Genomic DNA, 13,556 nt, shown 5'->3' with positions numbered 1-13,556 from the left:
TTTTTTTGTTTTATTAAAATCATTTTTAAGGTTAAAAATAGCAAAATTAATGGAAATTTTTAGTTAAAAAGCGTAAGAAAGAGTAAAGATTTTGTAATCTTACTGTTACCACAAAAGCTAGTAAAACTGGGTATAATGTGAGAGTAAATTATTCAGGGGGTAAATATAACAATGAGTAAATCAATTAAAACAATGGTCGGTGCATCTTTTGCAACGACTGCCGCTTTAGTCGCATTTGCACCACAAGTATCCGCAGAAGAAGTTTATACTATCCAAGATGGTGATACTCTATCTGCTTTATCTAAAGAATTTAATACAACCATCAATGAAATTGCTGAATTAAATGGTATTGAAAATCCTAACTTGATTATTACTGGTAAAGACTTGAAGTTACCAGGAAGTGAAGAAGTAGAGTTTACTTCTGAAGCAGGAATTTACACTGTAAAAGCTGGCGATACTTTAAATAAAATCGCAGCTGCCTTTGATACTACTGCTCAAAACATCCGTGATTTAAATGGTATCAACGGCGACCTTATTTTAATTGGTCAAAAGCTTCGTATTGAAGGTCAAGATGAAGCTGTTGTTCTTGAAGAAGCTTCAGAAGAAGTGGTTGAAGAAACTCCAGTTGAAGAATCTACAGAAGAAATTGTTGCTGAAGAAGCACCAGTTGAAGAAGAAGGCCAAGAAGCTGCTACAACTTATGTTGTTAAAGCTGGCGACACATTGAGCAAAATTGCTAGCGAACATGGTATTAGTGTTGCTGACTTAAAAGCTTTCAATGGTATTTCTAGTGATCTTATCTTGGTTGGTCAAGAATTAAACTTAGTTGGTGATTCTTCCGCTCAAGTTGTTTTAGAAGAAGTGGTTGAGGAAGCACCAGTTGAAAAATCAGTAGTTGAGGAAACACCAGTTCTTGAAGAAACAGTTGAAGAAGAACCTGTTGTTGAAGAAGCTCAACCAGTGCTTCGTTCAGCTGAAACAGTTGAAACTGCACAATTAAATACAGCGGCTGAAGAAGAAACTGAAGCCGAAGTAGTGGAAGCCGAAGAAGAAGCCCAAGCTGAATTAGTGGAAGCTGAAGATGAAGCTAAAGCCGAACTAGAAGAAGCCGAAGCTGAAGCAGCCGCTCAAGCCGAAGCTGAAGCAGCCGCTCAAGCCGAAGCCGAAGCAGCCGCTCAAGCCGAAGCTGAAGCAGCCGCTCAAGCGGAAGCCGAAGCAGCTGCTCAAGCCGAAGCTGAAGCAGCTGCTCAAGCCGAAGCTGAAGCAGCCGCCCAAGCGGAAGCCGAAGCAGCCGCTCAAGCCGAAGCTGAAGCAGCCGCTCAAGCGGAAGCCGAAGCAGCCGCTCAAGCCGAAGCTGAAGCTAAAGCCGCACAAGAAAGCCAAAATGTTGCGTCAAGCTCATCCATCTTAGGTTATGCTGAACAATTTATCGGTACACCTTATGTATGGGGTGGTAAAACACCTTCTGGCTTTGACTGCTCAGGATTTGTTCAATATGTTTACAAGAATACTCGTGGTGTTAATGTTGGTGGTTACACTGGTGCCCAACAATATGCTGGTCCACAAATTTCTGTGTCACAAGCTCAACCCGGTGACCTATTGTTCTGGGGTGGTTACGGTTCTCCATACCACGTTGCAATTTATGCAGGTAATGGATCATTTATCCATGCCTCTCAACCAGGTACACCTTTAGGTTACTCAACAATCAGCCCTTACTGGCAACCATCATTCGCTGTTAGCATGGCTGCTTACAGATAAGCAAACAATTATAAAAAAAGACCGAGTGATTACCCCAACTCGGTCTTTTTTTGTTATCATCAAGATTAGTAATTCATAGGATCTTAGCATTTAAGTGCCTAGTACTCAATAGTTAGCTTCTTACATTTAAGTGGCTGGCAAGATGCTAGCAAGGCCTATTTTTATCGATAATTGGAAAATTCGCTTAAAAGCGGTATAATATGAAGATAAAGAATAGTATAAGGAGAGCTCTTTATGAAAAAAGTTTTAGTCGTTGATGATGAAAAACCAATTTCAGATATTATCTCTTTTAGTTTGAAGAAAGAGGGCTATGAGATTGATGTCGCCTATGATGGCGAAGTTGCCTTAGAAAAATTTGCCAGTTTTAACCCCGATTTGATTATCCTAGATTTAATGTTACCAAAAGTTGATGGCTTAGAAGTGTGTCGGCAAATCCGCAAAACGAGTCAGGTGCCTATCATTATGCTCACTGCCAAGGATAGTGAGATTGATAAGGTACTAGGCTTGGAATTAGGCGCTGATGATTATGTGACTAAACCATTTTCTAATCGCGAATTAGCGGCCCGTGTTAAGGCTAACTTACGCCGCAATGTGGTAGAACAAGAGTCAGAAGAAGAAAAAGGACAAACAACCATTGAAATTGGTGACCTTATTATCCATGAAGATGCTTTTATTGCGTCTAAAAATGGGGAGGAAATTGATCTTACTCACCGCGAATTTGAATTACTGCATTATCTCGCCCAACATGCTGGCCAAGTTATGACCCGAGAACATCTCTTGCAGACAGTGTGGGGTTATGATTATTTTGGTGATGTACGGACAGTTGATGTTACTGTACGTCGTTTACGTGAAAAAATTGAAGAGACCCCAAGTCATCCCAATATTTTGATGACACGTCGTGGTGTCGGTTACTATGTGAAAAATAACAATCAGGAGTCATAATGGATAAGTTTAAAGCTAATCTTTCCATTCCCTTCTTTAGGTCCATTCATTTTAAGATTCCTCTGGTATTTATTTTGCTCCTATTAATTTCTCTACAATTGGTAGGAGCTTATTTTATACGTCAATTAGAAACAGAAATGTTGGCGTCTTTTGATGAGCGGATTACCACCCAGGCCCATTTCTTAGAGGATAATGTGCGAGGGATACTTCAACAAGAAGACACAGAAGGGCAGGAAAAAAATCGTCAATTAAATGAAGTGCTAAAGCGCTTTAATAATTCAGAAATTATTGAAACCCAAGTCTTAGATGATTCGGGCTTTTTGTTAGCTACTTCAAACCCAACCAATCAGGGCTTAGTGGGTCAACGGTCTACGGATCCTAATATTGAACAAACTATTTTTACCGCCTTGCAAACAGAGAGTGAAGGTTATGATTCAGATCAAAAAGTTCGTATGAAAAAATATGTTTCACCTGTTTTTGCTTCAGATTCTTCGGGGGCTATGGTAGGGGTTATCAATATTCGTGTCAATTTGGAATCCGCTTATGGTCAGGTACAGAGTATTGCAGTTATTTTCTTGACCTCGTCTGCGGTATCCTTGGTATTTGCAATCTTTTTGGCCTTCTTCATTTCACGAGGAATTACTGGTCCTTTACAAGATATTAAAGACCAAACTGAGCGGATTTCAGAGGGGAATTATTCCGGTCAAATTGAAATTCAATCGGAAGATGAGATTGGCCAATTAGCCAACGCGATTAATTATTTATCTGTACGCGTACGAGACGCTCAAGAATTAACCGAGGCAGAACGTCAGCGTTTAGACTCGGTTTTGAAGCATATGACGGATGGTGTCATTGCTACTGATCGTCGTGGTAAGGTGATGATTATTAATGATTCTGCCTTGACCTTCATTTCTGCCAACCAAGAAGATGTCATCGGGGAGTCGATTATCGATGTTTTGAAACTAAATGGACGCTATTCTTTTCGTTCCTTGTTTGAAAGCCATGAATCAATAGTGATGGACTTTTCAACAGAAGAACAGGAATCCTTAATTAAAGGAGAATATTCTGTGATTCAACGGGAATCAGGCTTTATTAGCGGTTTAGTTTGGGTATTAACGGATATTACCGAACATGAAAAAATCGAACGTGATCGACGTCAATTCGTGTCCAATGTTTCTCATGAATTACGGACCCCCCTTACCTCTGTACGATCCTATACTGAAGCCCTCACTGATGGGGCCTTAGAAGAAACAGAAATTGCCAAAGAATTTTTAGGTGTCATTCAAACGGAAACTGACCGGATGATTCGTATGATTAACGATTTGCTAAAATTATCGCGGATGGATTCTGGACGTGAAGATGTCAATAAAGAGCTAACCTTATTTGGACAGTTTGTCTCGCACACGATTGACCGCTTTGATATGATGCTAGCTTCTGATCAGGAAAGCAATATCGCAATTCGTCGTGATTTTTCAGAAGAAGATATTCTGGTAGAAATCGACCAAGACAAGATCATCCAAGTTATTGATAATATCTTGAATAATGCCATTAAATATTCGCCTGATGGTGGGACCATAACGATCCGTTTGATGACAGCGAACAATGAAGTTATCCTATCGATTCAAGACCAAGGATTAGGTGTTCCACAACAGGCCCTGGCTCACTTATTTGATCGTTTCTATCGGGTAGATAAGGCACGGTCACGAGCTCAAGGGGGATCAGGACTTGGACTAGCTATTTCCAAGGAAGTGGTTGAATTACATAATGGGCGCATTTGGGCTAACTCAATTGAAAATATTGGAACAACTTTCTTTATTGCCTTGCCGATTGAGAATTTAGATGGAGAGGATGAGTGGTTAAATGAAACAGAATAAACATTATTTCATCCATGGCCTTCTAATCATCCTAGTACTCCTAAGTCTCATCATTACATATTTTATTATTGCTTCACCTGTGGAAATTATTAATTGGGTGGACTCAGTGACTCATAATGAGGAAGAAGCGAGTGGCTTAAATGCTACTTCTGAAGATGGGGAAACTCAGGACAGTCGAGAACATCTCAATGATTTAGTGATTGCTAATCGTTTAATTATTCATGATAAAGATGATAACTATTGGGCTAGTAATAACAGCCGGTCCTTGGGAAAACTCCAAGAAGACTTGGCGTCTCTTCCTTATGATAGGAGTCAGGCGGTCACCACTACTGCTCTCGATACCTTTCGGGAAAACAAATCCGATTCTGATTATTTAGAGTTTACTTTTTTGGATTTCTTAACTAGCGCTCTCTTCAATAAAATGCATCCCGATATTGCTGATGAAGAGGATGCGGTAAGATTTAACCAGGTGGTCTTTGTCAAGGGAGATGATTCGCTTTATCTTATTTCTGAGAGTGATCACTTGGTTTACCAGGTTCCTTTAGACCGTTCAATTAATGAAGTGATTGCTTATGAGAATTATGCGGCAGAAAAAGACAAAATGACCGAGGTTACACCAGTGGTTTTTTCGGAAGGTCGTAAGTATATCTCCAAAGAAAAAGAAACAGTCAATAAGTTGACTTACATGCTAGAGCGTCAGCCTAACACTTTCTTTTTAGGTGCCTTGTTCTCCTCACCTGAAGAAATCCATGATTATTCTGATGACTCTTATTCTAGGTACTATGCAAATGGACACCAATTAGCCATCAGTAACCATAGCTATGAGTTGAACTTCTCTCAAGATACCTCGTCCGCTATCAATGTTACCGAATGGCAGAAGATAGGTGAGAGCTTTAATATGTTATCTCGCTTTATACCAGAACAAGATACCTGGGTCTTATCTGATTATCAAGAGGATGAGTCAACCATCACTTATCGTAAGTTTGTTAATAATATTCCAGTTTATGGTCCGGACCACGTGTCCCGTGCCGTTTTTAAAATGGATGGTAACCAAGTCGCTTACTTATCTATGTCTGCCTTGACTATTCAAACGCAGTTAGATGACCTTGCTAAGCCTTTGGAACTAATGAGTGGGACCAATGCTTTGGAGCTCTTACGCAATAATGGCTACGATCCTTCGCAAATTCAAAACATGCAGGTAGGTTATCGTTGGGTTAAGAGCCCAGAATCTAATCGTTTAGTTGAGTTAGTGCCAACTTGGCATGTGAAACGGGATGGCGTATGGTATGCCTTAGAAGATATTGTGGATATGTCCGATTATAATCATTTACGCCTCTATGATAAGGAAGAAGATGAAGTTTTTGATTGGGAGGCTTATTTCCAAGATAGCCAAGACCAACCGGTGGAATCAGAGTCGGATACCGAAGAAGCCTTAGAAAGTTTGGGTAATGGCGACCAAGTTGAGACAGACCAAGAAGAGGAGGCCTAGTATGGCATTTCGAAAAATTGAATACTTGCTGATATTAGCCTTTTTAACTTTAAATATCTTTTTATTTTATGTCTTTGTTGGTAAAAATGCCCTCTTGTTTTCTGACCCTATTGATCAAAACCGAGTAAATGTCCAAGAAGAAATGCGGTCGGATAATATTGAATTTTCACCTCCCGAAGAAACTGATGAATATGAGCCTTTTATGCGAGCGATTCCCCATGCCATTGAAGAATCAGATGTTGAGGATTTAGCCAATAACCATTATGATTTTGAGCTTTCCAGTAACGGACGTGTGGTGGGCGAATTGAATGAGCCGATTGCTTTAAACGGGCTGTATTCATCTACTCGGGCCCACAATGTCAGTGAAGATATGTTAGCACCGTTAAATGAATTTATTAGCCAATCCATTTACCAAGGCGACCACTACCAATTTGCTTCTTATGATGAAAATCAAAAAATATTAACTTATATGCAAACAACGGAAAATAATTTACCATTGGTGGATGGAAGTGGTGAAATTGCCTTCCATTTAAATGATGATTACCAAGTTTATATGTTTGATCAAACCTTTGCTGGAGATTGCAAACCTCAGGGGACTAAGCGAAAGATTGTATCTGAAAAACAAGCCTTAGAAAGCTTATACCTCAATAATAAAATTCAAAAAGGGGATACAGTGGTTCGCAGTTTATTAGGCTATTATCAAACCCTAAAAGTCGATGATATGATTGTTTATAATCCTGTCTGGGTATTCTTCATTCAGAATAATGATGGTAGTTTTGAACGTTTGCATGTTGATGGAATAAATGGGACAATTGTACAGGCAGATTCCAACTAGTAGAGGGAGATATCGATGAAAAAGTGGCATAAATATTTATCTATCGTTTTAATGTTGGTCGTCTGCATAACTCTTATGGCCGATAAAGTACATGCTGATACCACTATTCGTGATTATCAAATCACGGTCAATTTTACTGAAGCTGGTAATATGGAGTCAGAAGAGTTGATTACTTATCAGGTCCATGATGAAGTCCAATCGCTCAAGCATCGGTTAATGATTGGTAATCAAGGTGACTTGGAAAGCTTAAATGTGGCAATGAAATCGGCAGATGCCAATGACTACTTTCCTTTTGCTGCCAGTTCTTCTCAAGATGTTGGGACTTATACCTTGCAGGAGGATGGTCCCTATGTAAATTTGGAATTATTTAACCACTTAACTAAGGGCCAACATGAAGTTAATTATCAAGCCAATGTGAAAGGGGCTTGGATTAATTATGGGAAATGGCAGATTTTAGACTTGTCTTTTATCAATGCGCCATTTTCTACCCGACAAACGAGTATTAGTTTTAAATTTCCTAAAGCAGTAGACCGCCAGCAGATGAAGTTAGTGATTGCAGATAATGATCGGGTTGAGGCTAATTGGGTATCAGACCAAGAATTACGTTTAACTGTTAACCAGTTAAGTCCCGATAAGGGTATCGGTATTCAGATGGTTTTACCGGGTAATTTCTTCCCAGATAATAGTCGAGTCGGTCCGGAGTCACAGGGTCAGGAATTGGTACGTGCCATCGAAGAGAATGAACAGGCGCGACTAGCCGAACAACGGCGCTATAGCTACTTTAGTTTAGCTTTAGCGGGACTGATTTTCCTTCTTAGCTTGGTTTTTGTGGCCTATCTTATTTATCGTAAAAGTCAAATCAATCAAGGAGTAAGCTCTTATCCCTATTTGGCTATCGATCGTTCAGAATGGTCCCCACTAACATTGGCTAAGTTCATGGGCCACCATATCTCTAAAACTAGCCAATTTTATTTCGTTTTATTTGCTTTAGCAGGACGGGGCAAGTTGCGTTTGAATTTTGACAAAGTAGGGAAGAGGATTCAAGATATTCAGGTGCAGTTACTAGACCGAAGTCAGCTTAGTCCTGAAGAAGAAAAGCTGACTACTGCTCTGGCTGTAGCAGCAGATTCATCTGCCAGTTTGTCTTTACGAGAATGGCAATATGAGGAATCTAGTAAGGGGCGATTGAAGGAGAGAAAAGCGTTTAAGCAGCTTAAAAATCAGATTGATCAAATTACTAATAAAAGCTTACGACAATCAGGCTTATTTCTTAAGCAAAGCCAACTATTTAATTTATTGGCCAATCTTTTAATTTTTTTGGCCCTACTGGCTCTGCTAGTGTGTCTTTACTGGCAGTATCAATATCACTTCAGTAATTTATGGGTTTATATTTTATTTGTATTAGCAATCATCACTCTGCTCTTTGCAGCGAAATTAGTCCTACCTATTCGTCGTGAAAATGGAGTGAAGGTTTACAAGGCTTATCGCAGTCAAATTAAAGCCTTAAAGGACCCTGATAAGATGGGAGACATGGTTAACAGTGCTTACCAGCTCGATTATCTTTATCTTTATGCTTGGCTGGAAGGAAAGCAAGTAGAATTCGCTCAAGCCATTGATCGTTATGGTCATCAAAAAGCGCCATTGTATCAGCAAAGCCAAGCCATTAAATCATTCCCATTTAGAAAAATTCAACTTAGTCCTAATCAGACTAAAAATTCTTAGTTCGTTTTAGAAAGGATGACTTCATGGAAAACACAGCTAGTGATTATTCTATGCGTGTTTCCATGCTCTCAAGTAGTAGTAAAGGAAACGCGACCTATATTGAAACTCCCAAGCAAAAAATTCTAGTAGATGCGGGATTTTCAGGTAAACAAATTGAAAATAAATTAGCGAAAATTGGCCGTCAGATGCAAGATATTGACTCGATTTTTATCACACACGAACATTCTGACCATATCAAAGGCCTAGGTGTTTTAGCCCGTAAGTATGATGTTAATATTTATGCCAATGAAGCGACCTGGCAAGCCATTGGGAACAAGTGCGGCCACATTGATCCCTTAAAGATGAATGTCATGGAGCAAGGAGAGGTATTGACTTTGGGTGATATTGATATCCAATCTTTTGCAGTTAGTCATGATGCGGCTGACCCCCAATTTTATGCCTTTCAAAAAGATAATAAGCAGTTTACCATGCTCACTGATACAGGCTATGTTAGCGACCGCTTGCGAGGCCTGCTAAGTAATTCCGATGTTTTCTTGATTGAAAGCAACCATGATTTGGATATGTTGCGGATGGGACGCTATCCTTGGTCCTTGAAGCAGCGAATCTTAGGGGACAAGGGTCATCTGTCTAATGATGCTTCAGCCCTAGCCATGTCAGAAATGATTGGTGACCATACTAAACGAGTTTATCTAGGCCACCTATCTGAGGAGAATAATCTAAAATCTATTGCCTACCAAACGAATTTAACATTAATGCGTGAGCATGGACTTGGAGTCAACGAAAGTTTCACACTAAATGAAACCGACCCAGTAGAACCTACTGAATTGTATACGTTATAATCTTAAGAAAAATATAAAGATAAGACAGACAAAGATTCACAGTTTCAGCTTATAATAATGACAAAGTTGAAACTAAGGAGGACCAACTAGTATGAGTAGTGAAAATAATAACATGAATAATAAAATGCCTGGGAACCCTAATGAACCTCATAAGGTAGACCATAAATCCAATAAACAGGGCTGGCTGCCACCAATAGTAGGGGGATTGATTGGAGCTTCACTGGTTGGTGTTTTCTCATTGGCGATGGGTCAGGAAAACGCTACTAATCCTGATCAAGCTCAAATTGAATCCATGGTTCAAGAACAAGTCCAAAAACAAAACGAAAATAAGCAAGGAGAAAACACCCAGACTGCGTCATTAGATGTGTCTACTGATGTCAGTGAAACAGTTTCTAAGGTCCAAGGCGCTGTTGTCTCAGTTGCAAACTTGGCAGATACTAATTCGACAATTGACTTATTTGGTTTAGTTCAACCCGATCGTCAAGAATCTAATAATGATGAAGCTAACTATGAAACTGCTTCTGAGGGGAGCGGTGTGGTTTATAAGATTGATGGTGATTCAGCTTATGTGGTAACTAATAACCATGTAATTGATGGATCAGATGCGCTTGAAGTGATTACTAGTGAAGGTAAACAGGTAAAAGCCGAACTAGTAGGAGCAGATGTTTGGACTGACTTAGCTGTGCTACGAATCCCTGCTAATGAGGTTGATACGGTAGCTGAATTTGGAGATTCTGATTCCCTTACTGTCGGTGAACCAGCTATTGCTATTGGTTCACCATTAGGCTCCGATTTTGCTTCAACGGTTACCCAAGGGATTATCTCAGGTTTAGATCGGACAGTTCCAGTTGATTTGGATGGCGATAAAATGTATGATTGGCAAGTAAATGCCATTCAAACGGATGCGGCTATCAACCCTGGTAACTCTGGAGGGGCCTTGCTAAATTCAGCTGGTCAAGTTATTGGTATTAATTCTATGAAAATCTCCGCTGACCAAGTTGAGGGGATGGGCTTTGCGATTCCAGCAAACGATGTTCAAACCATTATCACTCAGTTAGAAAAAGATGGTCGCGTGATTCGCCCATCATTAGGTGTGGTGATGGCTACGCTAAACCAAGTACCAATGCAACAACAAGAAGAAATTCTTAATGTACCAGATGGACTCGAGTCAGGTGTCGTTGTTTTGGATATCGAAGCAAACTCACCAGCTGCTAATGCCGGCCTTAAAGTGAATGACATTATCACTAAGTTCAATGGTCAAGAGGTGACAGACTCCATTAGCTTACGCAAAGCCCTTTATAGTGCTGATGCTAACCAAGAAGTTGAAGTGGAAGTCTACCGGGATGGTAAACAACAAACGGTTAAAGTACAACTCGAACCGCAAGAAGAACAAGTTTCTTAAAATATAAGTTCAAACCAGCGAGTGGGACAATTTTGTCCCACTCGCTGGTTTTGTTTAGCTTCCTTTAGAATGAGTATTTTAACGCGCTATAGGTAGTATTCGATAATTATCGAAACAATCCTTCTTGCCTTCGCATTTTTGTAGGCGTTTTGCTTTTAAATATCAGCGGATAAACTGAGAAAGCCTATCAAAACGGAATTCTATACACAGTTGTGTATAAATTGTGTGTGAATTGGGGATAAGTTGGGGATAAAGATACTTACAAGTAGAAATAACTGTGGATATCATGGTGAAGAATATAGCCAGAATACTTACATGACAAGGTTTTTGTCTTGTGATTAACTTTGGGGATAAAATGTTTATAATTTTATATTCAATAGCAAATATACGTAAAAATCCTGCTATATCAAGATTTTCACCAGATACATTTTGTGGATTTGTGGATATCTTTTGGATAACTGGGGATAACTATAATTTTTGACATTAAAAAAGGCTAGTCGCTAACAAAATGAGCTGTTATCATTTTGCCAGTGACTAGCTTTCATTGATTATTTGACCAGGTTTTTCTTAGAAGCTAAGTAAAAATTAGCGAATACTTTCTAGGTAATCAGCTTTTTCGAATTTATCATTGTCTGCAACAGCGACATAGGTTTCATGTTCACTTAAACAATAGTCAAAAGGGAAGTTAGTAATAAGACTTTGCTGTTTGCCACGGCGGATGCCAATGATATTGATATCATAGCGATTTCTTAGGTCCAGACTGTCCAAACTTTTACCTAGCCACCGTTTGGGGGCATGAAATTCGACGATTGACGTTTGGCTGTCTAACTTAATCAGTTCGTCAATGGAATGACGAAGCAAGCTTGTCGCCATACGTTTAGCGGATTCTTTTTCAGGTTGGACAACCAAGTCAGCCCCCAAAGCAGTTAATACTTTGCGATGTGATTTGTTCTTAACCTTGCAGATGATACGGTCGACGCCTAATTCTTTGGCATTTACTAGACCAAGAACAGAGGATTCTAAGCTGGACCCAGTAGAAATGACAATCGTGTCACATTGGGCAAAACCTAAGGATTTAAGATAATCGAGGTCAGTGAAGTCGCCTACCCCACCTACAGTCAGTGAATGACTAATGCGGTCGACATTCTTCTGATTAATATCACAGGCAATCACTTCAATACCATAATTTGCTAGGGTTTCGGCTAGGGTTGATCCGAAGATTCCGAGACCTAAAATGCCAATTGTTCGTTGTGCTGTCATAATATTCGCTCCTATCCAATTAATATGTTGCCGCGTGCATAATTTACTTCGGTTTTGTCATCATTTTTGAAACGTAGGGATAAAAACATGGTCATCGGACCAATACGGCCAATAAACATCATTAACATAATGACAATATGGCTAGCGGTGCTAAGTTCTGTGGTTAAGTTAGCAGTCACACCGACTGTTGCGATGGCTGAAACACTTTCAAATAAAATATAAAGGTAATCGGTTCCAGGGTCGAAGCTTAATATGAGACCAGATCCTATGACGAGTAAGCTCACATAAAGCATAAAGATGACAAAGGCCTTGCGAACTAAGGGGCGTGGGATGGTTCGCTTAGCAAAGTTGATAGGCTCACTTTGTTTGATTTCAGCCCAAGCCATCATTAGAACTAAGGCAAAGGTCGTTGTTTTCAATCCTCCGGCAGTTGACCCTGGTGATCCCCCAATAAACATGGTCACAATAAAAATCAATAAGGAGATGGGCTTGGCTAAAGTATAATCAATGCTAGCAAAACCAGCAGTTCGCATCGTAATCGTTTGAAAAAAACCTGTCATAATTTTATTGCCTATTGAAAGCTGACCAATTGTTTGGGTGTTGTGCCACTCCACCAGACAAAATAGTAGAGCGCCAATTAGAATGAGTAAAGCAGTCATTAGTAGGGCTAATTTACTATGAATATGTAATTTTTTATAGGCCATCCTTAGCGATAGTTTAGGATGATGCCAGTTGAAATGGCGGATTTGATGGCTGATATCAAACCAGACACTATAACCAATCCCACCTAGGACAATTAAGGCCATAATGGTCCAGTTAATCACTGGCACGGTTTGATAAGGAATCATGGATTGATTCGATAAGGGATCAAAACCAGCGTTACAGAAAGCGGAGACCGCCATAAATAAAGCAGTGAAAGTGCCTTTGAACCAACCTAAATGAGGAATAAAGTAAGTAGCAAAGAGTAAGGCACCGATTCCTTCGATAATCGCTGTGTATTTAAAAATATTAGCAATAAAGTCTTTGGTATCGAAGACTGATTCTTTGTTTAAGGCATCGGCTAAAACGAGTTGATTCGATAAGCGAATTTTTTGGCCAATCCGAATATAAATTAGTCCGATTATTGTCATTAAGCCTAGTCCTCCCACTTGAATCAAGGCCATCAGGACCACTTGACCAAATCGGGTATATGATTCAGCAATAGACTGAGTAAAAAGTCCGGTCACGCAAACCGCAGATACAGAAATAAAGAGATGATCAATATAAGTGGCTTGTGAAGTAGGGAGTTGACTAATGGGTAGGCTGAGTAAGAGTGAGCCAATAAAAATGACAAAAAGAAAGCTTAAAGCAATCTTTTGGGGATTGGATAGTCTCTGGTTGAGTAAACGCATCATGGCGGAAATAAGCCTCCTTTGTTATTATAAACATATATATT

General features: G+C 39.7%; 10 protein-coding genes. 8 read left to right on the top strand and 2 right to left on the bottom strand.

Annotation, left to right across the window (positions count from 1 at the left end):
- The first annotated feature begins 171 nt into the window (after positions 1–171).
- The 8 genes from OW157_RS03740 (at position 172) to OW157_RS03705 (ending at position 10,861) form a co-directional block, all read left to right on the top strand.
- Positions 172–1,758: a C40 family peptidase gene (locus OW157_RS03740; protein WP_268751995.1), complete on the top strand. Its 1,587-nt coding sequence runs from the start codon at positions 172–174 to the stop codon at positions 1,756–1,758.
- A 234-nt stretch (positions 1,759–1,992) separates the two neighbouring features.
- Positions 1,993–2,700, top strand: coding sequence for a response regulator YycF (gene yycF / locus OW157_RS03735; RefSeq protein ID WP_268751994.1), 708 nt, complete (start codon positions 1,993–1,995; stop codon positions 2,698–2,700).
- Complete coding sequence (gene walK, locus OW157_RS03730; RefSeq protein ID WP_268751993.1) at positions 2,700–4,574, top strand: cell wall metabolism sensor histidine kinase WalK; 1,875 nt, start codon at positions 2,700–2,702, stop codon at positions 4,572–4,574. The genes yycF and walK overlap by 1 nt, the downstream gene beginning before the upstream one ends.
- Positions 4,561–6,063, top strand: a complete 1,503-nt coding sequence (gene yycH / locus OW157_RS03725) for a two-component system activity regulator YycH (RefSeq protein WP_268751992.1) — start codon at positions 4,561–4,563, stop codon at positions 6,061–6,063. Before walK ends, yycH begins: the two co-directional genes overlap by 14 nt.
- 1 nt (position 6,064) lies before the next feature.
- The gene (locus OW157_RS03720; RefSeq protein ID WP_268751991.1) at positions 6,065–6,898 is read left to right on the top strand and encodes a two-component system regulatory protein YycI; all 834 of its coding nucleotides are present in this window, start codon (positions 6,065–6,067) and stop codon (positions 6,896–6,898) included.
- A 15-nt stretch (positions 6,899–6,913) separates the two neighbouring features.
- A complete protein-coding gene (locus tag OW157_RS03715) occupies positions 6,914–8,620 on the top strand; it encodes a DUF2207 family protein (RefSeq protein WP_268751990.1) in 1,707 nt (568 codons plus the stop codon).
- 23 nt (positions 8,621–8,643) lie between these two features.
- A complete protein-coding gene (locus tag OW157_RS03710; RefSeq protein WP_268751989.1) occupies positions 8,644–9,459 on the top strand; it encodes an MBL fold metallo-hydrolase in 816 nt (271 codons plus the stop codon).
- A 91-nt stretch (positions 9,460–9,550) separates the two neighbouring features.
- Complete coding sequence (locus OW157_RS03705; protein ID WP_268751988.1) at positions 9,551–10,861, top strand: S1C family serine protease; 1,311 nt, start codon at positions 9,551–9,553, stop codon at positions 10,859–10,861.
- Positions 10,862–11,446: 585 nt separating this feature from the next.
- Here OW157_RS03705 and OW157_RS03700 read toward each other — a convergent pair.
- Both OW157_RS03700 and OW157_RS03695 read right to left on the bottom strand, forming a co-directional pair.
- Positions 11,447–12,121: a potassium channel family protein gene (locus OW157_RS03700; RefSeq protein ID WP_268751987.1), complete on the bottom strand. Its 675-nt coding sequence runs from the start codon at positions 12,119–12,121 to the stop codon at positions 11,447–11,449.
- A gap of 11 nt (positions 12,122–12,132) precedes the next feature.
- Positions 12,133–13,515, bottom strand: coding sequence for a TrkH family potassium uptake protein (locus OW157_RS03695; protein ID WP_268751986.1), 1,383 nt, complete (start codon positions 13,513–13,515; stop codon positions 12,133–12,135).
- Between the last annotated feature and the right edge of the window lie 41 nt (positions 13,516–13,556).

It is taken from the genome of Aerococcus kribbianus, assembly GCF_026805545.1.
Lineage (GTDB): Bacteria > Bacillota > Bacilli > Lactobacillales > Aerococcaceae > Aerococcus > Aerococcus kribbianus.
The sequence above is the reverse complement of the archived record's forward strand: the minus strand, read 5'-3'. Positions and strand labels throughout refer to the sequence as shown.